Source organism: Armatimonadota bacterium (assembly GCA_031459765.1).
Classification (GTDB): domain Bacteria; phylum Sysuimicrobiota; class Sysuimicrobiia; order Sysuimicrobiales; family Kaftiobacteriaceae; genus Kaftiobacterium; species Kaftiobacterium secundum.
This window is the reverse complement of the sequence record JAVKHY010000001.1, coordinates 413,835-436,049: the sequence shown is the minus strand read 5'-3', so window position 1 is coordinate 436,049 and position 22,215 is coordinate 413,835. Positions and strand designations below refer to the sequence as shown.

The 22,215-nt window shown below is 69.1% G+C and carries 23 protein-coding genes; 15 read left to right on the top strand and 8 right to left on the bottom strand.

Annotated elements, in window-relative coordinates:
* The 3 genes from QN141_02115 to QN141_02105 form a co-directional block, all read right to left on the bottom strand.
* A partial coding sequence (locus tag QN141_02115; protein ID MDR7557264.1) for an ABC transporter substrate-binding protein occupies positions 1-384 on the bottom strand: 384 nt, incomplete at its 3' end.
* The gene (locus QN141_02110) at positions 381-845 is read right to left on the bottom strand and encodes a pyridoxamine 5'-phosphate oxidase family protein (GenBank protein ID MDR7557263.1); all 465 of its coding nucleotides are present in this window, start codon (positions 843-845) and stop codon (positions 381-383) included. The genes QN141_02110 and QN141_02115, both read right to left, overlap by 4 nt.
* Before the next feature lie 4 nt (positions 846-849).
* Positions 850-1,452 (bottom strand): TetR/AcrR family transcriptional regulator, encoded by a 603-nt coding sequence (locus QN141_02105; GenBank protein ID MDR7557262.1) that lies wholly within the window; start codon positions 1,450-1,452, stop codon positions 850-852.
* Positions 1,453-1,606: 154 nt separating this feature from the next.
* Here QN141_02105 and QN141_02100 point away from each other — a divergent pair, with 154 nt between their 5' ends.
* Entirely contained in the window at positions 1,607-1,894 is a 288-nt protein-coding gene (locus QN141_02100; protein MDR7557261.1) for a hypothetical protein, read from the top strand.
* A gap of 120 nt (positions 1,895-2,014) precedes the next feature.
* Here QN141_02100 and QN141_02095 read toward each other — a convergent pair whose 3' ends face one another.
* Positions 2,015-2,821: an inositol monophosphatase family protein gene (locus QN141_02095; GenBank protein MDR7557260.1), complete on the bottom strand. Its 807-nt coding sequence runs from the start codon at positions 2,819-2,821 to the stop codon at positions 2,015-2,017.
* Between the two features lie 145 nt (positions 2,822-2,966).
* On the opposite strand from QN141_02095, the gene QN141_02090 reads away from it, so the two are divergent.
* A complete protein-coding gene (locus QN141_02090) occupies positions 2,967-4,043 on the top strand; it encodes a dipeptidase (GenBank protein ID MDR7557259.1) in 1,077 nt (358 codons plus the stop codon).
* Between the two features lie 2 nt (positions 4,044-4,045).
* On the opposite strand, the gene QN141_02085 is transcribed toward QN141_02090, so the two are convergent.
* The 4 genes from QN141_02085 to QN141_02070 form a co-directional block, all read right to left on the bottom strand.
* Positions 4,046-5,308, bottom strand: coding sequence for a DUF1501 domain-containing protein (locus QN141_02085; protein MDR7557258.1), 1,263 nt, complete (start codon positions 5,306-5,308; stop codon positions 4,046-4,048).
* A gap of 13 nt (positions 5,309-5,321) precedes the next feature.
* Complete coding sequence (locus QN141_02080; GenBank protein MDR7557257.1) at positions 5,322-6,779, bottom strand: DUF1800 domain-containing protein; 1,458 nt, start codon at positions 6,777-6,779, stop codon at positions 5,322-5,324.
* 93 nt (positions 6,780-6,872) lie between these two features.
* On the bottom strand, positions 6,873-7,940 hold the full coding sequence (locus QN141_02075) for an ABC transporter permease (GenBank protein MDR7557256.1): 1,068 nt from the start codon (positions 7,938-7,940) through the stop codon (positions 6,873-6,875).
* Positions 7,937-8,851: an ABC transporter ATP-binding protein gene (locus QN141_02070; protein MDR7557255.1), complete on the bottom strand. Its 915-nt coding sequence runs from the start codon at positions 8,849-8,851 to the stop codon at positions 7,937-7,939. Before QN141_02070 ends, QN141_02075 begins: the two co-directional genes overlap by 4 nt.
* Positions 8,852-8,903: 52 nt before the next feature.
* On the opposite strand from QN141_02070, the gene QN141_02065 reads away from it, so the two are divergent.
* From QN141_02065 to QN141_02005, 13 genes are all read left to right on the top strand, one after another.
* Positions 8,904-9,398 carry a GNAT family N-acetyltransferase gene (locus QN141_02065; protein MDR7557254.1) on the top strand — a complete coding sequence of 165 codons (495 nt, stop codon included), beginning with the start codon at positions 8,904-8,906 and terminating at the stop codon, positions 9,396-9,398.
* 12 nt (positions 9,399-9,410) lie between these two features.
* Positions 9,411-10,547, top strand: a complete 1,137-nt coding sequence (locus QN141_02060) for a Xaa-Pro peptidase family protein (protein ID MDR7557253.1) — start codon at positions 9,411-9,413, stop codon at positions 10,545-10,547.
* The gene (locus QN141_02055) at positions 10,544-11,443 is read left to right on the top strand and encodes a DUF1028 domain-containing protein (protein MDR7557252.1); all 900 of its coding nucleotides are present in this window, start codon (positions 10,544-10,546) and stop codon (positions 11,441-11,443) included. The genes QN141_02060 and QN141_02055 overlap by 4 nt, the downstream gene beginning before the upstream one ends.
* On the top strand, positions 11,440-12,435 hold the full coding sequence (locus QN141_02050; protein MDR7557251.1) for a uroporphyrinogen decarboxylase family protein: 996 nt from the start codon (positions 11,440-11,442) through the stop codon (positions 12,433-12,435). The genes QN141_02055 and QN141_02050 overlap by 4 nt, the downstream gene beginning before the upstream one ends.
* 31 nt (positions 12,436-12,466) lie before the next feature.
* A complete protein-coding gene (locus tag QN141_02045) occupies positions 12,467-12,703 on the top strand; it encodes an AbrB/MazE/SpoVT family DNA-binding domain-containing protein (GenBank protein MDR7557250.1) in 237 nt (78 codons plus the stop codon).
* On the top strand, positions 12,700-13,110 hold the full coding sequence (locus tag QN141_02040; GenBank protein ID MDR7557249.1) for a type II toxin-antitoxin system VapC family toxin: 411 nt from the start codon (positions 12,700-12,702) through the stop codon (positions 13,108-13,110). The genes QN141_02045 and QN141_02040 overlap by 4 nt, the downstream gene beginning before the upstream one ends.
* A gap of 84 nt (positions 13,111-13,194) precedes the next feature.
* Complete coding sequence (locus QN141_02035; protein MDR7557248.1) at positions 13,195-15,150, top strand: aconitate hydratase; 1,956 nt, start codon at positions 13,195-13,197, stop codon at positions 15,148-15,150.
* 163 nt (positions 15,151-15,313) lie between these two features.
* Positions 15,314-16,828 carry an ABC transporter substrate-binding protein gene (locus QN141_02030; GenBank protein ID MDR7557247.1) on the top strand — a complete coding sequence of 505 codons (1,515 nt, stop codon included), beginning with the start codon at positions 15,314-15,316 and terminating at the stop codon, positions 16,826-16,828.
* 66 nt (positions 16,829-16,894) lie between these two features.
* Positions 16,895-17,851, top strand: a complete 957-nt coding sequence (locus QN141_02025; GenBank protein MDR7557246.1) for an ABC transporter permease — start codon at positions 16,895-16,897, stop codon at positions 17,849-17,851.
* Positions 17,851-18,756, top strand: coding sequence for an ABC transporter permease (locus tag QN141_02020; protein ID MDR7557245.1), 906 nt, complete (start codon positions 17,851-17,853; stop codon positions 18,754-18,756). The genes QN141_02025 and QN141_02020 overlap by 1 nt, the downstream gene beginning before the upstream one ends.
* Positions 18,757-18,826: 70 nt before the next feature.
* A complete protein-coding gene (locus QN141_02015; GenBank protein ID MDR7557244.1) occupies positions 18,827-19,810 on the top strand; it encodes a TAXI family TRAP transporter solute-binding subunit in 984 nt (327 codons plus the stop codon).
* A gap of 1 nt (position 19,811) precedes the next feature.
* Positions 19,812-20,255 (top strand): hypothetical protein, encoded by a 444-nt coding sequence (locus tag QN141_02010; protein MDR7557243.1) that lies wholly within the window; start codon positions 19,812-19,814, stop codon positions 20,253-20,255.
* Positions 20,256-20,257: 2 nt separating this feature from the next.
* Positions 20,258-22,198 (top strand): TRAP transporter fused permease subunit, encoded by a 1,941-nt coding sequence (locus tag QN141_02005; GenBank protein MDR7557242.1) that lies wholly within the window; start codon positions 20,258-20,260, stop codon positions 22,196-22,198.
* Positions 22,199-22,215: the final 17 nt, after the last annotated feature.

The window sequence follows — 22,215 nt, the reverse complement described above, 5'->3', positions numbered from 1 at the left end:
CAGCGGCGTACTCACCGGCGGCTTCTCCATGTGCACGGGGCCGACGACCTTGAAGTCGAGGCCGCGCGCCGCGGCGTTGAACAGGGCGGCGCCCAGCCCTCCGACGACAACTTCCGCCCGGCCGCTGGCCAGCACCACGAAAGAGGAGACGCCGCCGGGGGTGCTCACCAGTTCGACCTCCAGCCCCTGCTGCGCGAAGTAGCCGCGTTCGATGGCCACGTACAGCGGGGCGAAGATGAGCACCGGCACGTGGACGACTCTGAGTTTTGTCGGCGGCGGGTTCTGGCCCAGCGCCGCTCCCGGCGTGGCCAGGGCCGCGACGAGGATCCCCGCCGCCGCCATCAGGATGATGCGCGGTCTTTGACTTCCGGAAGCTCCGTTCATGCGAACCTCCATCCCCCCGGCCCCAGAATCAGATGCTGCCGCGGGACGATCCCCGCGGCCCGATCGATGAATGTGAACTCGCCGACGAGCACCGCCAGCACCGGGTAGTCGGGGTTGGAGAAGTGTGCCGTGAACTCGGGGGCGGCGCGCCGCAGCGCCTCCCGGGCCCAGGCCTCTTCCTCCGTCGTCGCCGGGCGGGCCGTGCCCAGGGCCTGCAGCCAGGCCCCCGTCGTGCGATCGTCCACGGCGAAGCCGACCCGCGGATTGGCCAGCATCTGGGCCAGGGTGCGGGCGTCCTTCCGCTGGCAGGTGAAGATGTCCAGCTCCCGCGCCACGTAGAATCCCGAGGCCGCCCAGGGCACGTCGTCCTGGCTGGTGGCAAAGGTGCAGACGTGTCGCCGCGCGAGGTATCCCCGCGCCGCAGCCAGGATCGTCTGCACGTCGAGCCGCGCCTCGGCCATGACCCTAGGGTCCTCCGCCTGTCCTGGCCCCGATGCTCCTCAACAGAAGAGCGCGCAGCTCGGGCAACCGGACAGGGAGCTGCTGACGCCCAGAAACAAGCCACTGGGAGATCAGCTCGTTCAGCGCGCCGATCCAGGCCTGGGAGACAAGGGCGGTGTCCTGGGCCGGAATGGAGCCTTCCTGGACCGCGCGGTCGAGGTGCCGCTGGATGAGGCGGGCGAACCGGCGGTGGATCTCCAGGCGTTTTTCTTCGAGCTCCGGCCCCAACCCCACGGCCTCGACCAGCAGGATCCTGGCCAGGTCGCGCTGCCGTGCGGCGGTCTCCACGACCACGCGCAGGGCCGCCTCCACCTTCGCCATCGCTCCGCGTTCGGAGGAAATCGCCGCCTCCACGCTCTGCTCCACCAGGGCGGCCAGGTCGTCCATGAGGGTGAGGAAGATTGCCTGCTTGCTGGGGAAGTAGTGGTAAAAGGCCCCCTTGGAGGTCCTGGAAGCCTGGACGATGTCCTCGACACCGGCTCCGTGGTAGCCCTTGCGGGCGAAGACCTCCACGGCGGCCGTCAGGATGCGGTCCCTGGTCGCGGCTTCCGCTGTGGATCGGGCCATGGCGGGGTTAGACCGACGCGTCGGTCTATACCTGCCATCCTACGGACAGGCCGGCGGACTGTCAACCGTGACCACCCATCAACCGATGAAGCCTCCGCCACTGACCCGTACAGGGCAGAGCCTCAAACCCCGGCGAGTGATATCATCAACGGAGATGGCGGCAGAACACATCGAGGTCCGCATGGCCCGGCTGGAGGGCGCCTACGAGGAGATCAGCCGCCGTCTCGGGTCAATCGATCAGCACTTTGGGTCGATCGACCAGCGGTTTGGCTCCCTCGAGCAGCGCCTCGCCTCCCTCGAGCAGCGCCTCAGCGCCGAGATTGCCGGCCTCCGGTCGGAGCTCCTGGACCACCGCCGCCAGACCAGCGCGCAGTTCCACTGGTTGCTCACCTTCATCCTGGGCTCCATCCTCATCCCGGTGCTCAGGGATGTCATCCGCTAGCGACAAGACCGTTCCAGCCTGATCGCCGCGGCCAGCCCCAGCAGGCGGGCCGCCGCGGAAACGTCCATTTGCCCTGACCGAAAGGACCAGGCGGTCGGCACCTCGCGGGAGACTGGCCGGCTAGTCCTTGCTCGACCGGCCACCCAGCAACTTCACCATCTCGTCGTGCACGGAGCCGTTTGAGGCGAGCACGTCGCGACAATCCACGTCGAAGGGCGTACCGCTCATGTGCGTGACGCGTCCGCCGGCTTCTTCGACCAGCAGCGCTCCGGCGGCGATATCCCAGGGATTGAGGGCGGGTTCCCAGAAGGCGTCGAGCCGGCCGGCGGCGACGTAGGCCAGGTGCAGCGCCGCGGCGCCCAGGATGCGCACCTCGATCGCCGTCCGGCACAACCTCCCGATGTGGTCGATGTTGTTGCCGGTGTCCCGGATATCGTAGGGCAACCCGGTGGCCACGACGGCCTGGGCGACCCGGTCGATCCGTGAGACGCGGAGCCGCTGCGCCGTGCCGGCGCGGCGGAGGAAGGCGCCTTTTCCGCGGTCGGCATAGAACAGCTCGCCCGACGGCGGGTGGAAGACAACGCCGGCGATCACGCGGCCCCGGTGTTCCAGCCCGATGGACACGCAGAACAGCGGCAGGCCGTGGGCGAAGTTCGTCGTGCCGTCCAGAGGGTCGATGATCCAGCGGTACTCCGCGCCAGGGTGGAAGGACCCCTCCTCGGCGAGGATGCCGTGATCGGGGAAGCGCGCGCGCAGGACCCCCACGATGAGGTCTTCCGACATCCGGTCGGCCCGCGTGACCAGGTCGGCGGGAGTGCGTTTGGTGCGGATCTCCTTGCTGGCGCGGGCCTCGGGGAGCATCGTCAGAAGCAGCTCCCCCGCCTGCTGTGCGGCCCCGACCGCCGTCTCCACAAACTTCGATGCCATCGTCTGCCTCGCTGTTCCCCCTAGGCTCTTCTGCCCGCCAATTTACACGGCCTGCCCCCCAGGGCACCGGTCGGATTGAAGGATCGGCGCGGTCCACAGCATAGTGTACAGACGACCCAGGGCTCGGTTGCGGAGGAGTCTGCCTATGCCGTCGTCAACCTATCCGCCGATCTTCGACGGGCACAACGACACCGTCTTGAGCCTGGCGCAGACCGGGCGGTCGTTCTTCGAGCGAAGCGCCGTCGGACACATCGATCTGCCGCGGGCTCGGGAGGGAGGCCTGGGGGGCGGCTTCTTTGCCGTCTACATCCGCGATCCCGGCCTCCCGGAGACCGCCGTGACCGATCCCGCCCAGGCCGAGGTGGTCCTCCGCACCTATGGCGACGAGAAGAGCTGGCCCGAACCCATGGCGCTAGAATACGCGCAGTCGGCCGCCCTGGGCTACCTGGGACGCCTGCTGGCGCTGGAACAGGCGTCGGAGGGCCAGGTCCGCATCGTCCGGACTGCGGCGGAACTGCAGCACTGCCTTGAAGCCGGCATCTTCGCCATGGTCCTGCACTTCGAGGGCGCCGAACCTCTGGACGCCGAGGGCCACGCCCTCGAGGTATTCTATGCCGCCGGCCTGCGCTCGGTGGGTCTCACCCACGCCCGCCGCAACCGCTTCGCCCAGGGCGTGCCGTTCAAGTTCCCCCACCCGCCGGATACCGGGCCGGGACTGACCGACCTGGGCAGGCGGCTCATCCGACAGCTCAACCGGCGGCGGGTCATGATCGACCTCTCCCACATCACCGAGCGGGGGTTCTGGGACGTGGCCGCGATCAGCGACGCCCCGCTGGTGGCCACGCACTCCAACGCCTACGCCCTGACCCCGTCGCCGCGGAATCTCACCGACCGGCAGCTGGACGCCATCCGCGACAGCGGCGGGGTGGTCGGCGTGAACTTCCATGTGGGGTTTCTGCGCGCCGACGGCGGACGCGACCGCAACACGCCCATCCTGCGCCTGGTGGAGCACATCGATTACCTGGTGCAGCGCATGGGCATCGACGGCGTGGCCTTCGGGTCGGACTTCGACGGGGCCATCATCCCCGCCGAGATCGGCGATGCGACCGGCCTGCCCCGGCTCATGGGGGCACTCGCCGCCCGCGGGTACACCGGAGAAGACCTGCGCAAACTGGCCCACGCCAACTGGGTCCGGGTGCTCCGCATGACCTGGGGCGCCTGAGCCTAGAGGAACCCGACCCGCTCGAAGTTGTGGCCGAGAATCTTCTGCGGGTCGGCGCCCAGCCAGCGGTCCAGCACGGTGGCGTACACCGAGCGGAAGTCGATGGCGTGCTTGAGATCGCCGTCCGCGAGGTCGGTCAGGCTGGGCTGCCGACCGTAGAGGCCGCCTTTGAGTCCTTTCCCGAAGAGGAACATCGGCGCCGCGGTGCCGTGGTCCGTACCGCGGCTGCCGTTCTCGGCGACGCGCCGACCGAACTCGGAAAAGGCGAGCACCAGCACCCGCTCGGCGTTCCCCTGCGCCTCCAGATCCCGGTAGAACGCGGCCACCCCTCCCGCCAGCTGTTCCAGCAGGTTCTCATGGACCCCGCGTTGGGCGCTGTGGGTGTCGAACCCCGTCAGGTGCGCGTAGTACACCTTGGTGGCGAGGCGGCCCGCGATCATCTGCGCGATGAGGCGGAGGCTGGCCGCAAACGGCGTGTTTGGATACTCAATGCCGCCTTTGTAAGCGCCGACCGCGCCACGGACCTGCTCGCTCGACAGGTAGGCGTTCATCGCCGTGTGGCGCAGAAAGTCGATTGTCCCGGGTTCGTTGGGCGCCGGGGCGTTGAGCAGGCGGAAGAGCTCCAGCTCTTCCTTCGCGCCGATTCCGTCGAAGCCGGCCACCCATTGGAAGGCTTCGGGGTTCTCCAGGCTGACGCCCACACCGCTTTCCGCCTGCAACGCCAGCGGCATGGCCGGACCGATGTTCACCCCGACTGTGGGGCGCTCACACACCGGACAGTTGCTGTCGAAGTACCGGCCGATCCAGCCATAGCGGACGATGCGCCCCTCCGGATCGGCGGTGTGCCAGATCTCCATCGACCTGAAGTGGGAGCGGCTGGGGTTGGGATACCCGACGCCCTGCACGATGGCCATGGCGCCGCGGTCGTAGAGCTCCTTGAGCGGAGCGAGCCCCGGGTGCAGGCCGAGGTCGTCGGTGATCCGCAGCACGTCCTTCTGCGGCACGGCCAGGGTGGGACGGGCGCGGTAGTAGGCGTCGTCGCCAAAAGGCACCACGGTGTTCAGGCCGTCGTTGCCGCCGCCCATCTGCACCACGACGAGGATGCGGTCGTCGGGAACGCCCGGCCGGCTGACGACCTGCGCCAGGTCCCAGGGGTTGTTCACGGCCAGGGCGGTGCGGGTGAGAAAGGAGGGCGCCGTCCAACCCACGGCGACCAGCGTCATCCCCTTCTTGATGAACTCCCGACGGGTCATCCCCCGGATCATCGCCTTCCTCCCGTCAGTGCAGCTGGAACTCGGGCATGCTCATGATCAGGTGCGCGGCGCTGCGCAGTTGCGCCCGGGACGCCACCCCGTCCGGCCGCCACGGGGTGTCCTCGCGGTTTGTCCCGAAGGCGCGCAGCAGTGCCCAGCGCCGTCGGCCGTCCAGCGGACTCTGGAGGAAGCGGGCCACGAGTTGATCGACGACGTCCCCGGCGGTCCTTATCCGGTCGGCGTCGAGGAGATGATCCACCGGCCCCGGGGCCGCGCGCCGGCGGGGCATCCCGGGCATCGTTCCGTACAGCAGCAGCCCGCCGAGATTGTAGCGGACGAGCACCGTGGCCGTATTGATCCACCTTCGCCCCTGCGGCCAGCCTCCGACGTTGGGCGGGTACAGCAGCCGCTGACCCATGAGGTCCATCGCCCGCACCAGCGCCTCGTCGGGGACCGTCGCGCCGGTCAGGCGGACGGCGCCGACGACCAGCTCGGCCGGGCTCTTGATCCGGCTGCGGATGGCCTGCGGCGAGAAGAACGCCTCGGAGAGGAAGATCATCCGCAGCACCGGCTTGATCTCCCAGCGCTGGCGGCGGAACTCCGCCGCCAGCGCCTCCACCACGCTCTCCTCCGGCGAGGGATAGGCAAAGAACGCCCACAGCTTCCGGGGCAGGAAGCGGGCCGTGGCCGGGTGCTCGAAGATGATGTCGATGATGTCGGTCCCGTCCCAATTCCCCGTGCGCCCCAGGAAGGTCTTGACCCCGTCGTCGTGCTGGTCGCGCCGGAAGACGAACTCGTTGCCGACGAAGGTCCATCCCGTGAAGGCGCGGGCCGCTTCCCTCACGTCCTGCTCGGTGTAGTGGCCGACGCCCATGGTGAACAGCTCGAGCAGCTCCCGGGCGTAGTTCTCGTTGGGCTTCCCTTTGCGGTTGGTGTTGTTGTCCAGGTAGCTCAGCATCGCCGGATCGCGGGAAACGGCGAGGATGAGCTCCTTGAAGTTGCCCGCCGCCATGCGGCGGAACAGTTCCAGCTGCATCGCCATGTGCTCGGCGACGCGCGTCTCGGGCAGCCCGGAGACCAGGTGCCCGTGCCAGAAGAGGACGAGCTTCTCCTGCAGCGGCCGGCGGGTCTCGATCATGCGGCGCACCCAGGACCTCCGCAGCTCCTGGAACTTGACGATGTTGGCCCGGTTGATCCGCTGGACCATGGAGCGCAGCGCGGCCTCCGGTGCCCGGTCCCGCCGCAACCGCCGCAGCTCGTCCTCCATCCCATGCAGTTCGGTGAAGTCGGGGGCGGGGAACGATTCCGGCACGCTTTCGAAGTTCAGGAGTTCCTCGACGGCGGCCTCCACCGGCAGGGCCGCCAGACGCGCCACCTCCTCCGGCGTGCCGCCGAAACCGGCGCGGTTCAACAGATGCGCCGCCTTGACCTGATCCCACGGGTCGGAGGCGGTCGGTCGAAATCTGCGCAGTGTGACGCCCATCCCCGGACCTCTGTCCGGCCCGCCCCTCAGGCCGCCGACGTCGGGCGCTTCTGTCCCCTTTGGACGGCGGGGCCGGCGGGGAGGTTTAGCCGGTTACTCCCACCTGAACCGCCAGGCCGCCACGAGGAAGGAGGCCAGGCCCCAGGCGGCGATGTAGAGCAGACCGGGCAGGTAGGCCGCCGCCGGCTCGCCGCGGGCGGCCACGCCGCGCATGGCCTCCACCAGCGGCGTGAGCGGCAGGGCGGAGATGACCGGCTGCAGGAACGCCGGCATGAACTCCCGCGGCCAGAAGGTCCCGGCCAGGAACATCATCGGGAAGCTGAGCACGCTGCCCAGGAGGCTGGCCGACTCCGGCGTCTTCGAGACCGCGGAGATGGCGAAGCCCATGCCGACGAAGGCGAGCGTGCCCAGGACGGCGAGCGCGGCGATCGTCCACAGGCTGCCCACAACGGTCGCATGGAAGGCCAGGATGGCGACGGCCATGATCACCGCGAGCTGGAACAGGTTGGTCACCGCCCAGCGGGCGACGAGCCCGCCAATGAAGGCGAAGGGATGCACCGGGGTGGTGAGGACGCGCTTGAGGATGAGCTCCTTGCGGTACGCCGTCATCACCCAGGTCACGCCGTTGAGACCGGTGTTCATCACGGTCATGGCCAGAATACCGGGGAGCAGGAAGTCGAAGAAGCGCAGCCGCGGCGAGGCGGCCGTCGGGAGGGCCTCGATGCGGACCAGCGGCGGCACGCCGGCGAGCCTCAGGTTTGCCTCGGCCACGAAGCGTTCGAGGATGACCAGGGCGGTCTGAGACTCCTGCACCCGCGCCCGATCGAAGTAGACGCGCAGCGGACCGGGAGAGCCCGGGGGCGGCACGACGACGACCAGCGTGCGCCGGCCCCGGCGCAGCTCCTCCAGCGCGGCGGCCTCGTCCCGCTCGTCGGTGACCCGGAAGACGACCACCCCGCCCAACCCCTGACGGAGCCCTTCGGCCACCGGTCCGCCGGACCCGACGAACCCGACGCGGAACGACAGCTCCCCTCCGCGACCGAAGGCCAGTCCGATCAGACCCATCAACAGCAGCGGGAAGACCATCCCCCAGAAGACGCTGCTGCGGTCGCGGATGTAGTGCTTGAACCCGAAATACACCGTCATCAGGAAGGCGTTCATTCCCGCAGCCTCCGGCCGGTGAGGTGCAGGAAGACATCCTCGAGCGTCGCCTCGTCTATCCGCAGCTGGTGGAAGCGCAGTGTCCCGGTGCGCTCGAGATCCATCAGGGCCTGCACGGTCTTCATCGGATCCGACGAGGCCAGCGCTACTTCCCCGTTCTCCTGCTCCACGTGCCGGACACCGGGCAGCGCCTCAAAATCTGCCCGTCCGTCGATGAGCGTGACGCGGATCGTCGGCGCCGGGGCGTGGGCCCGGATCAGCGCCTGCGGAGTGTCCAGAGCCACGATGCGCCCGTGGTCCATGATCGCCACCCGGTCGCAGAGCCGCTCCGCCTCCTCCATGTAATGGGTGGTGAGGACGACGGTGCGGCCCTCGCGGCGAAATCCGGCGATGACGTCCCAGAGGTTGCGCCGGGCCTGGGGATCCAGCCCCGTGGTCGGCTCGTCCAGGAACAGGAGGCCCGGGTTGTTGACCAGGGCGACGGCGATGGACAGCCTCTGCCGCTGCCCGCCGGAGAGCGTCCCGGCCCAGGCCCTCCGCTTCTCCGTGAGTTGCAGACGGTCGATCAAGGCGTCGATCGAGGTCCGGCGGCGGTGAAAAGCCGCGAACAGGCGCAGCGTCTCCTCCACCGTCAGGCGTTCGAGGAACCCCGCCTCCTGGAGCTGGACGCCGATGCGCTCGCGGACGCCGCGCGGATCGCGCCCCACCTCGACCCCGTCCACCAGGGCCGTGCCGGCGTCGGGGCGCCGCAGCCCTTCGATCATCTCGAGGGTGGTGGTCTTTCCGGCGCCGTTGGGGCCCAGGATGCCGAAGATCTCGCCCCGGAAGACGTCGAAGCTCACGCCGGCCACGGCGGTCAGCGGGCCGTAGCGCTTGGCCAGGCCGCGGACCTGGACGATGGCCTCACCCATGGCGGCCTATTCCGCCGGAGGATTGGCTTCCGCCGGGAAGGAATTCCACCCGATGCCGAACTCCCGTGCGCCGATGACCGTCCAGATCCAGCGGGCGACGGCCCGCGACGTACGAGCAATCCTGCCGGTGTGGGGCGAACTGGCCGGGTTTCACGCCCACCTTGATTCCGCCTTCACCCCCTCGCCGCAGTGGCCTCACGAGTACGGCGCCTACCTGCGCACGCTGATCGGGCGGGACGACGCCCTGGCCGTGATCGCCCGCGACGGCGACCAGATCATCGGCTACGCCATCGGCCGGATCACCATGCTGCCGTCCTTCTTCGCCCACCGCCGGCGGGGGTACATTCACGACGTCTACGTCCGCAGCGCCTACCGCCGCCGGGGTGTAGGCCGGCGCCTGGTGGAGGAGATCCTGACCTGGCTGCGCCACAAGGGCGTGACCCTCGTGGAGCTGACTGTGGCCTCCAACAACGACGCCGTGCGCTTCTGGGAACGCCTGGGCTTCTCCACGTACATGTTCCAGATGAAACGCGAGCTGGGAGAGTAGGAGGAAGAGGCGATGCGCAGCGGGCAGGTCCTGCGGGCGGCGCGGGAGGCCGGGGTCGAGGCGCTGATCGTCCTGACCCCCGCCAACACCTACTACGTGTCGGGATTCCGGGCCATCACCTACTCCCGGCCGGTGCTGGCGGTGGTCTGGGAGCACAGTGTCCTGATCGTCCCCGAACTGGAAGCCTCCCACGCCCGCCAGCGCTCCCGGTTCACCGAGATCCGCACCTACTCCGACACGGCACTGGGCGGCCTCAGCGGCAAGTCCACCTTCCAACTGGCCATCGATCGGACCGTGCAGGCGATGGAGGAGCTGGGCCTGCAGGGCCGCGCCGTCGGCTTCGAGGCCACCGCCTTCACGGTGGACGGTCACGCCTACCTGCGCGAGGCCTGGGCGGGGCCGCTGGTACCGGTCAGGGGGATCGTGGAGAAGCTCCGCCTGGTGAAGGACGAGGACGAACTCCGCCTCATCCGGATCGGCTGCGAGCTGGCCGAGCACGGCATGGGCGTGGAGGTGGAAGCCAGCGTCCCGGGCGCCACCGAGATCGAGATCATGGCCCGCGGCAACGCCGCGATGCTGGAGATGGCCGCCCGGCGCTACCCGGAGCTGCACATCGCTGCCGGCTCGCGGCCGGTCTCCGGCGAGAAGTCGGTGCTCCCCCACTCCATCCCCTCCGGCCGGCGGCTGGCCCCCGGCGATGTGGTCATCCACGGGACGGGCTGCGTGGTCGAAGGATACTCCTCCGAAGATGAACGCACCATCTTCGTCGGGTCGCCCACCAGGGAACAGCGCCGCCTCTTCGAGGTCATGGTGCGCGCCCAGCAGGCCGCCATCGACGCCATCCGTCCCGGCGTCCGGTGCCGGGAGGTGGACCGGGCCGCGCGGCAGGTGATCGAAGAAGCGGGCTACGGGCCGCAGTTCACGCACCGCACGGGCCACGGCATCGGCATCGAGATTCACGAGGCGCCCTACTTCTCCGCCAGCGACGACACGGTCCTGCAGCCCGGGATGGTGATGTCGGTGGAGCCCGGCATCTACGTCGAGGGGGTGGGCGGCTTTCGCCACTCCGACACCGTCGTCGTCACCGCGGAGGGCTGCGAGGTCCTGACGAAGTTCCCCAAGACCCTGACCGACCTGGTGGTCTCATGACGCCGGCCGCCGCCCCCCTCATCGCCACCTTCTCCATCGTCGCCCTCGATCCGGCCACCTGCGAACTGGGCGTGGGCGTGGCCAGCAAGTTCCTGGCCGTGGGTGCCGCGGTCCCCTGGGCCCGGTCCGGCGCCGGGGCCGTTGCCACGCAGGCCTGGGCCAACCTGAGTTACGGCCCGGAGGGCCTGGCGCTGCTGGAGCAGGGCCTCGGCGCCGAAGAGGTGGTGCGCCGTCTCACGGAGGCGGACCAGGACCGCGAACACCGCCAGGTGGGTGTCGTGGACCGCACCGGGGGCGCCGCGGCCTGGACGGGCAGGGAGTGCTTCCGCTGGGCGGGCCACCGCACGGGGCGGGGGTACACCTGCCAGGGGAACATCCTGACGGGGGAAGCGGTGGTGACGGCCATGGCCGCCACCTTCGAGCACTCCTCCGGTCCGCTGCCCGAGCGGCTGGTCACGGCGCTGGAAGCCGGGCAGGCCGAGGGCGGCGACAGCCGCGGCCAGCAGTCCGCCGCGCTCTATGTGGTGAAGGAGAAGGGCGGCTACGGCGGGTGGCTCGACCGCTACATCGACCTGCGCGTGGACGACCACCCGACGCCGATCGCCGAACTGCGGAAGCTTCTCGAGCTGCACCGGCTCTACTTCGGCGCCACCGTACCGCAGAACCTGACGCGGCTGGCGGGCAACGTGGCCGGGGAGGTGCAGGAGATCCTGCGCCGCCTGGGCTTCTACGACGGGGAGATCACCGGCGTCTACGACCTGAGGACGAAGGAGGCGTTCCGCCGCTTCTGCGCCGTGGAGAACTTCGAGGAGCGCTGGCGGGATGACGACTTCGCGGACCGCGAGATCCTGACCTTCATGCGGAAGCGCTACGGCGCCCCCGCCGACGGCCGATGAGCGGACGCGAGCGCGTCCTGGCCGCGATCCGGGGCGACCCCGTCGACCGGGTGCCCATCGCTCTGTGGCGGCACTTCCCCCAGCAGGACCAGAAAGCGGAGACGCTGGCCCGGGCCCACATCGACTTCCAGAAAAAATGGGGCTGGGATTTCCTCAAGGTGACGCCGGCCTCGGGCTACTACGGCGACGACTGGGGGCTGCGCGCCGGCTACCGGCCCAACCCGGAGGGGGTACGGCACATCACCGACCGGCCGATCAAAGGGCCCGCCGACTGGGGACGGTTGAAATTCCTGGATGTCAGCGGAGGCGTCTACGGGCGCGAGCTGCACGCCCTGCGCCTGATTCGCGAGGCGCTGCCTCAGGAGCTGATCCTCTCCACGGTGTTCAGTCCGTTGACCATCGCCCGCGCGCTGGCCGGCGACCAGGCCCTCGTCCGCTACCTGCGGGAGAACGCCGACGACCTGCACCGGGGACTGGAGGTCATCACCGACGTCACGGCGCGCTTCACCGCGGAGACCCTGGCCGCCGGCGCCGACGGTGTCTTCTTCGCCACGCAGTGCGCAACGACACCGTATCTGACCGTTGAGGAGTACGAGGAGTTCGGCCGGCCCTACGACCTGCGCGTACTGGAGGCGGCGGCGGAGGCGGAGGTGCGCGTGCTGCACATCCACGGTACGGACATCATGTTCGACATCCTGACCGATTATCCGGTGGACGTGATCAACTGGCACGACCGCCGGACGCCGCCCTCGCTGGCGGAGGCCCGGGATCGCTTCTCGGGGTGTCTGGCCGGGGGCCTCCACGAGTGGGAAACCCTGCTCAAGGGATCTCCTGACGACATCGTCGCAGAGATCCGGAACGCCGTGGCCCAGACGGGAGGCCGACGCCACATCGTCGCCGCCGGCTGCGTCATCCCCGTGGACACCAGCGAAGACCGCCTGCGCGCCGCGCGCCAGGCCGTGGAACCGGTCCAGGGCGGTCCATTTTCTTGACATTTTTCCCTTTACGTAATACCTTGCGAGTATGAAGAGTAAGATCTCCAGCAAAGGGCAGGTCACCGTTCCAGCGGAGATCCGCAGCAAGCTGGGGTTGCGTCCGGGGACGGTCGTGCAATTCGAGATCCACGGCAGCGCCGCCCTGATGCGGAAAGGAAGTCCCGGCGGACATCCCGTCGACCGTGTGTTCGGCACGCTCCGGTTGGGCAGGCCGACGGACGCTCTTTTGGACGAGATGCGTGGACGACGGCCGCGACGCCCGTGAAGACCGCGCTCGATTCGTCTGTGCTCCTCGACGTCCTGGGAGCCGATCCCCATTTCGGAGAGCGGTCCCGTGAGGCGCTTCGGAGGGCCTACGACTCAGGAGCGCTCGTGGCCTGCGAGGTGGTGTGGGCGGAGGTCCGTGCCCACTACCCTACCGGAGAAGCGTTCGCCGCAGCGCTCGACCTCCTGGGAGTTCAGTTCGACGCGATCTCGAGCCAGGCCGCCGAGCTGGCCGGAAGCCTCTGGCGGCAGAGCCGGCAAGGAGCGCGGGCCGCGCGCGGGCGTGTGATCGCGGACTTCCTGATCGGGGCTCACGCCCTGGTCCAGGCGGATGCACTCTTGAGTCGGGACCGGGGATTCTACAGACGGTATTTCAAGTCGCTGCGGTTGATGGACCCCACGCGGTAACCCCACCTGAACCCCTCGCGGTCCTGTCACCGGTAGCCTGCCCATCCCTCCCGGGTCATAATGGAAGGCAGCGGAGGAGTCGAGATGGACGAGAACCTGACCGGAAAGATCCTTCGGGCCCACCTGGTGGAAGGGCGGATGGTCCCCGGCGAGGAGATCGGCATCCGGATCGACCAGGTCCTGGCCCAGGACCTCACCGCCACCCAGGCCTTCCTGCACTTCGAGGCGATGGGCATCACGCGGGTGCGCTGCCGCCTCGCCGCCTGCTACGCCGACCACAACGTCCTGCACATCAGGCCCGAGAACATGGAAGACCACCTCTATCTGCAGACCGCGGCCCGCAAGTACGGCGTGTGGTTCGCCAAACCGGCCAGCGGCATCGGCCACCAGATTCACCTGGAACACTTCGCCGTGCCCGGCGAGACGGTGCTGGGCGCGGACAGCCACACCCCGCACTGCGGGGGCGTGGGAATGATCGCCATCGGTGCGGGCGGCATGGACGTGGCCATCGCCATGGGCGGCGGCCCCTACCATCTGGACATGCCCCACGTCGTGCGCGTGCACCTGACCGGGCAGCTGCGGCCCTGGTCCACGGCCAAGGATGTCGTCCTGGAGCTGCTGCGCCGGCTCACCGTGCGCGGCGGCAGGGGAAAGATCTTCGAGTTCACGGGGCCCGGGGTTCGAACGTTGAACGCGCAGCAGCGCGTCACGATTACGAACATGAGCTACGAACTCGGCGCCACGACCTCGATCTTCCCCTCGGATGACCTGACCCGCGACTACTTTCGCCGCCTGGGCCGGGAGCGGGACTGGCGGGAGCTGGAACCCGACCCCGACGCCGACTACGACGACGACCTGGAGGTGGACCTCTCGACGATCGAACCCCTGGTGGCCCGACCGAGCCTGCCCGACAACGTGGTCCCTGTGCGGGAGGTCGCCGGGACGAAGGTCCAGCAGGTCATGGTCGGCTCGTGCACCAACGGCTCGTACACCGACCTGCGGGCGGTCGCCCACATCATGAGGGGCCGCCGCGTCCACCCCGAGGTCTACTTCTTCATCCATCCCAGCAGCCGGGCCGACCTGGAGCGCCTCGCCGAGGAGGGCGGGGTGGCGGATCTGCTCGCCGCCGGCGTGAACGTGGCGGAGCCGACCTGCGGGGCGTGCATCGGCTTCGGACACGTCCCCGCGCCCGGCACGAAGAGCCTGCGGGCCATCAACCGCAACTTCAAGGGCCGCAGCGGCCTGCCCGACGACGAGGTGTACCTGGCCAGCTCGGAGACCGCCGCGGCCACGGCGATAATGGGGGCGATTACCGACCCACGGGACCTGGCGCGGGAACTCGGGATCAGTCCTCCGCTGGCCGAGCTGCCTGCGCAGATCAGGCAGGACGACCCAAATCTCATTCCCCCGGCCGACGAGGCCGAGGCGGCCGAGATCGAGATCCATCGGGGGGAGAGCATCCGTCCGGCCCCGGTCAAACCGCTGCTGGAAGCGGCGGTGAGCGGACCGGTGTTGATAAAGGTGGGCGACGACATCAGCACCGACCACATCATGCCGGCCGGCGCGGAGATCGTGGCCCACCGCTCCAACGTGCCGAAGCTGGCGGAATACGTCTTCCACCGGATGGATCCCACCTTTGCCGCCCGGGCCCGGGCCGCCAGCGGCGGATTCATCGTGGGCGGGGAGAACTATGGCCAGGGATCCTCCCGCGAACACGCCGCGCTGGCCCCGATGTTCCTGGGGATCAAAGGCGTCATCGCCAAATCGTTCTCGCGCATCCACCGCGCCAACCTGATCAACTGGGGCCTCCTCCCCATGGCCTTCGCCGACCCGCGAGCGTATGACGACGTCGAACAGGGCGACGAGTTGGAGATCTCGGAGGTCCGCGCCCACCTGGAAGGCGCCGCAACGCGCTTAACCGTGCGCAACACAAGCCGGGGGACGAGCTTCGAGGTCGCCGTGGACCTGAATCCGCGGGAGCGGGCGTACATCCTGGCCGGCGGGAGGCTCGCCTACGTCAAGGCGCACCCGCTGCGCTGAAGGTCTCCCCGGACGTCGTTACAATGTTCGTCTTTGGGCCGCGCCGTGGGGCAGGAACGGCCCGTTGCGGAGCCAATTAAACCCCACTTACTCAGCGATTGCGGCACCGGCCACAGGGTCGGCGCCAAATATCGAAGGTCTCCCCGTGGGAGGGTGATGCCTGATGAAGCGACTGCTCGCCCTCGTCGTGATCGCCGTCCTGGCCTTTACGGCGATCTCCACCGCCGCGCCGCGGCGCGGCGGCACCCTGCGCGTCGGGCTCAACGCCGACCCGCCGAACATGGACCCCCACCAGTCCACCGCCGCGGTAGACCGCCAGGTCTTCCAGAACCTGTACGACAAGCTGGTGGACATCAACGAGAACCTGGAGATCGTCCCGATGCTGGCCACCTCCTGGACGATCACCGAGGGCGGCCGCGTCTACACCTTCAAACTGCGGCCGAACGTGGTCTTCCACGACGGCACGCCCTTCAACGCCGAGGCGGTGAAGGCCAACTTCGACCGCATGCTGGACCGTAGCTTCGGCTCGCCGCGCTTCAGCGAGGTGAACCTGGTGACGAAGGTCGAGGTCGTGGATCCCCTCACGGTGCGGATCACGCTGGAGAAGCCCTACAGCCCGTTCCTGGCCGTGCTCTCCGACCGAGCCGGGATGATGGTCTCCCCGGCCGCGGCGCAGCGCCTGGGCAAGGGATTGGCGCGGGAGCCGGTCGGAACCGGGCCGTATCGGTTCGTGGAGAAGCGGCCGCAGGAGCGTATCGTCCTGGAGCGGTTCGACCGGCACTGGGACCGCGGCGCCGGCAACGTGCAGCAGATCGTCTACCGGCCCTTCACCGATGAGAACGCGCGGCTGGCCAACCTGCGGGCGGGGGAACTGGACATCATCGACCAGGTGGCGCCCGCGGAGATCCCCAAACTGAAGACCGACCCGGTCCTGCGCCTGTTTGCGCGCAGCGGGCTGGGCTGGCAGGGAATGTGGATCCAGGTGCAGTCGGGCATCTTCTCCAACAAAGCCCTGCGCCAGGCCCTCAACGCCGCCATCGACCGCCGCACCCTGGTCCAGGTCGTCTTCGGCGAGACCGCCGATCCGGCGAACGGCCCGTTCCCGCCGGGAATGTTCACCTACAGCATCCCTGCCAATTCGCGCATCCCGGAGCGCAACCTGGACCTGGCCCGCCAGAAGCTGCGCGAGGGCGGCCAGCCCAACGGCTTCGCCTTCACCCTGAAGGTCACGCCGGGCCGGGTCCCGCAGCAGGTGGCGCAGGTCATCCAGTCCATGGCCGGGGAGGTCGGGATCAGGGTTAACATCGAGATCGTGGAGTTCGGGGCGCTGCTGAGCCAGCTGGACGCCCACCGCTTTGAGGCCTCGCTGCTCGGCTGGAGCGGCCGGCCGGATCCGGACGGGAACATCTACGGCTTCTTCGTCACCGGCGGCGGGTTGAACAACAGCGCCTACTCGAACCCGCGGGTGGACGCGCTGCTGGACGCGGCGCGCATCCTGACCACGCCGGACCAGCGGCGCCGGGCCTACACCGAGGTGATGAACGTCCTGAACGACGATCTGCCCTACCTGTTCCTGTGGTGGCCGAAGGAGTACAAGGTGCTCGGCCCCAAGCTGCAGGGCTTCGTGCACATCTCGGACGGGATGATGAGGTTCAGGAATGTGTGGTTGAATCCATGAGGTAACGGCGCCGAGACGGGAGGGGAGCGCCCGCGCCTCCCCTCCCGTGTCCCACCCCTCCGCGACATGACCCGGTACTTCTTCCGCCGGCTGCTCCTGACGATCCCGGTTCTGTTCTTTGTCAGCCTGATCGTCTTCTCGTTGATCGCCCTGATCCCCGGCGATCCGGCGCGGATCATGCTGGGAGAGGAAGCCAGCCCGGAGGCCCTGGCCGTGCTGCGGAAGCAGATGGGGCTGGACCGGCCGCTGATCGTGCGCTACGCGATCTGGATGGGGCATGTGCTGCGGGGCGACCTGGGCCGCTCCGTGCGGGACGGACGTCCGGTGCTGGACACGCTCCTGCTGAAGATCCCGGTGACCGCCGAACTGGCGGTGACCTCCCTGCTGGTGGCCTGGGTGATCGCTATCCCCGCCGGGGTACTCGCGGCCTGGAAGCGGCGGACCGTGATCGACTACGGGGCGACGACGGTGGCGCTGGCCGGCATCTCCATCCCCAACTTCTGGCTGGGGATCATGCTCATCTACCTGCTGGCGGTCAACGCGCGGCTTCTGCCCCCGTCGGGATACGTTGAGCCCTGGGTGGATCTGGGGCGCAACCTGAAGCTCATGGTCATGCCCTCCATCGTGCTGGGCACCGGGCTGGCCGCCCTGGTGATGCGGCTGCTGCGCAGCAGCATGATCGAGGTCCTGAGCAGCGACTACATCCGCACGGCCCGGGCCAAGGGGCTGGCCGATCAGGTCCTCCTGGTGCGCCACGCCATGAAGAACGCCATGATCCCCGTGGCCACGATCATGGGGCTGCAGCTGGGCGGACTGCTCGGCGGCGCGGTCATCACCGAGTCCATCTTCGCCGTCCCGGGGGTGGGCCGGCTGGCGATCGAGTCGATCCTCACGCGCGACTACCCGATGGTGCAGGGCGTGGTGCTGTTCGCCGCGCTGGCCGTGGTCCTGGCAAACCTGCTCGTGGACGTGACCTACGCCTTCCTCGACCCGCGCATCCGCCTGGAGGAACCGACGGGATGATGCGCGCCCCCCGCGCGGCGGAGGCGGTCCTGCCCGCGGAGGCGTTGGCGGCGGCCTGGGCGCCCGCCGCCCGCGGCCTCCGCTATCTGCTCCGGCGGTTCGCGCGCAACCGGATGGCGCTGGCCGGGTCGTGGGTCGTCCTGCTCATCGTCTTCCTGGCGGTCTTTGCCGCCTGGATCGCGCCCTACAACCCGATCCGGCCGGACTTCTTCAACACCCTCAAGCCCCCGAGTCGGCAGCACCTGATGGGCACCGACGACCTCGGCCGCGACGTGCTGAGCCGCGTCATCTTCGGCACGCGCACCTCGCTGCTGGCCGGCGTGATCTCGGTGGGGATCGCCGTCCTGGCCGGCCTGCCCCTGGGGCTGATCTCGGGATACTATCGGGGCCGGCTGGACGACGTGTTGATGCGGATCACCGACGCCATGCTCTCCTTCCCCTTCCTGGTGCTGGCCCTGGCCCTGGCCGCGGTCCTGGGCGCGGGACTGGACAAGGCGATGATCGCCATCGGCATCGTCTTCATGCCGGGCTTCATCCGCCTCTCCCGCGGTCAGGTCCTCAGCGAGCGGGAGCAGAACTACGTGGAGGCGGCGCGGGCCCTGGGGGCGGGGGACGGGCGCATCATCCGCAAGCACCTCCTCCCCAACATCATCTCGCCGGTGCTGGTGCAGGCCTCGCTGTCCACGGCCGCGGCCATCACCGCGGAGGCGGCCCTATCGTTTCTGGGTCTGGGCACGCAGCCCCCCACGCCGTCCTGGGGCTCCATGCTGAACTTCGCCCAGCCCTACCTGGGCACGGCGCCCTGGATGGCCCTGTACCCCGGGCTGGCCATCTTCATCACCGTCCTGGCCCTCAATCTCCTGGGAGACGGCCTGCGCGAGGCCCTGGATCCGCGGGTCCGCTGACCGCAGGGCGGGGAAACGCTCCCGCCGAAAGCATCGGGTGCGAATCCGTCAAAACCGGAGGTCGAGAGTCATGAATCGCGCACGCTGGCAGGGCGTGCTGACCGTAGCCGTCATAGCGGTCGTCACTGTCTCGTTGTGGGTCCCCTCCGCGCTCTCCGCGCCGAGCGTCCGCCTGTCCATCGTCACGGGTGGCACCGGCGGCGTCTACTTCCCCCTGGGCGGCGGACTGGCCCAGTTGATCTCCAGGTACATCCCCAACGTCCAGGCCACCGCCGAAGTGACCTCGGCGTCGGTGGACAACATGCGCCTGATCGGGGCCAAGCGGGCGGACATCGCCTTCACCCTGGCCGACACCGCTTTCGACGCCTACAAGGGCGAGGCCGCGTTCCGCGGGAACCCGATCCCGATCCGGACCCTGACCCCCATCTACAACAACTTCAACCATCTGGTGACCCTCGACGGCACCGGCATCACCACCATCGCCGACGTGCGCGGCAAGCGCGTCTCCGTGGGCTCTCCGGGGTCGGGGACCGAGGTCACCGCCCTGCGGATTCTGGAAGCGGCGGGAATCAACCCCGACCGCGACATCCGCAAGGAGCGGCTGGGCGTGGCCGAATCGGCGGACGCGCTGAAGGACCGCAAGATTGACGCCTTCTTCTGGAGCGGCGGGCTGCCCACGGCCGCCGTGCTGGACCTGGCCACCACGCCGGGCATCCGGATCCGGCTGGTCCCCCTGGACACTACGCTCCCCGAACTCCAGAAGAAGTACGGCAACCTCTACTTCCGCTCGGTCATCCTGAAGGAGATCTACCCCGGCTCCCCGGCCAATGCGCCGACGGTGGGCGTGGCCAACCTCCTGGTCGTGCACCAGGACTTCTCCGCCGACCTCGCCTATCAGATCACCAAGCTGATCTACGAGCGGCGGGCGGAACTGGCCGCGGTGCACAAGGAAGCGGCCAACATCACGATCACCGGCGTGGCGGGACGCTCCCCGGTGCCCTTCCACCCGGGGGCGATCCGCTACTTCCGAGAACGTGGGGTCCAGGGATTCTAGCGTGCGGGTGGCGGCCGTCCTCCTGGTACTCCTCGCCGGGCTCACCGTCCCGGCGGCAGGATCCGGCTGGGTGTTGACGGTCAGGGACGCGGACGGGCGGCGGCTGTGGTCGTTGCCCGTCCGCCTCGGCGACGAGGTCGTCCTGGCCTACACCAACTCCATCTATCTGGCTCCTACGGAAGAACGCCTCGTCGTCACCGCCCGGGGCTTCGCGCTCGTCGCGGTCCGCAGCACCAGCGAGGCCGTGTTGGACTACAACGGGCTGCGGGCTCCCTACGCAAGGGAAGGAGCCTACTACGCGGCGCAAGCTTCCGCCCGGCTGCCCGAACTCATCCTGCGCGTCGGCGCCACCGGCCGGCAGCGTCTCATCGTCCACGGGCGGGCCGTTCCTCTCTTCCAGGCCGGCGCGGGAACGCAGCTCCGGGTCACCGTCGCGCGCCGCTGACCATGGCCGGCCCTGCCGAGGCCCCCCTGCCCGCCTCTCAGACCGAAGTCGAGGAACTCGTCGAGCAGTACGAAGGGAAGACGCGCCATCCGGGCGGGCTGGCCGGCCGCCTGATCACCGCGGCGCTCGTCGTCATGTCGCTCTACCACCTCTGGGCGACGACGGCGAACATCATCACCCAAATCCATCGGACGATCCACCTCCTCTTCGTGCTGACCCTGGCCTTCCTGCTCTATCCGGGGTGGCGCGGCGCCTACCGGCGCATCCAGGTCCTCGACCTCCTCCTGGCGGCGGCCGCCGTCGTCTCGCTGGGCTACGTGTTCGTCGATTTCGACGCCTTCGTCTATCGTTCTGTGGTGCCCAACCGCTGGGACCTGATCTTCGGCGTAACCACGATCCTGCTCATCCTGGAGGCGACGCGCCGCACGGTGGGCAAGGCGTTGCTCGTCGTCGTCGTCGCCTTCCTTGTCTACGCCTTCGCCGGGCCGTTCCTGCCGGCGCCCTGGACGCACCGCGGCTACGACCTCTCCCGCCTGGTCGGGCAGCTGTACATGACCCTGGAGGGGATCTTCGGCATCCCGCTGGCGGTGAGCTCGACCTTCATCATCCTCTTTACCATCTACGGGTCGTTCCTGGACCAGTCGGGAGCCGGCAAGTTCTTCGTCGACCTGGCCTTCGCCCTCACCGGACGGCGCCGCACAGGCGCGGGGCAGGCCGTCACCGTCGCCTCGTTCCTGCTGGGCGGACCGTCGGGCAGCGGGGTGGCCACCACCGTGACTGTGGGGGCCATCGCCTACCCGCTGCTGAAGAAGGCCGGCTACGACCGGGAGTCGGCCGGCGGGCTGCTCTCGGCCGGGGGGATCGGCGCGGTCATCTCGCCCCCCATCCTCGGCGCGGCGGCCTTCATCATCGCCGAAATCCTGAAGATCTCCTACCTGGACGTCCTGATCATGGCCATCATCCCCACCGCGCTGTACTACCTGGCGATCTTCCTGATGATCGAACTGGACGCGCGGCGCTTCGCCCTGCGCCACGTCGAGATCGCCACGGAAAACCCGGTGCGGCTGGCCCTGCGGTACTGGTACCTGCTCAGCTCGCTGGTCGTCATCCCCGCCTTCATGGTCTACGGCTTCACGGCGATCAAGGCCGTCTTCTGGGCGACGATCGTGGCCTGGCTGGCCAGCTACCTGCGGCGCGACACGGCGCTGGGTCCGGGCAAGCTCGTCGCGGCGCTGGCCAACGGCAGCCGGCAGGTGCTGAACATCGGCGTGACCACCGCCGCCGCAGGGATCATCGTGGGCGTGACCAACCTCACGGGGCTGGGGCTCAAGTTGTCGGATATCATCATCAGCCTGGCCGGGGGCAGCCTCATCCTCACCCTGATCTACGCCGCGCTCGCCCTGTGGGTGCTGGGCCTGGCCCTGCCCATCACCGCGACGTACATCATTGCCGCGGTGACCGTGGCGCCCGCCCTGACCAAGCTCGGCGTGCACGAACTGGCGGCGCACATGTTCATCTTCTACTACGCGGTGCTCTCGGAGGTCTCGCCGCCGGTGGGCCTGTCGCCGATGGCCGCCTCCGCGCTCACCGGCGGGAACCCCTTCAAGACCATGCTGCTGGCCTGGAAGTACACCCTGCCCGCCTTCGTCGTGCCCTTCATGTTCACGGTGCACCCCGACGGGATGGGACTGCTGCTCCGGGCCCCCGTCGCCGACGTGATCAAGGTCACCATCACCGCCTCCGCCGGGCTGGGCGCGATGGCCGCCGGCGTCAACGGCTGGCTCCTGCGCCGGGCCACCCTGCTGGAGCGCGCCGTCCTCGTCGCCGCGGGCCTCCTGCTGATCTACCCTGCGGCGACCCTCGACCTGCTGGCTTTGGCGGCGGTGGCCGGGGTGGCCGGCGTGCAGTGGTTCTCCCGGAAGCCGGCCCCCCAGTCGCCCTGAACACGGGCGGGCGATAC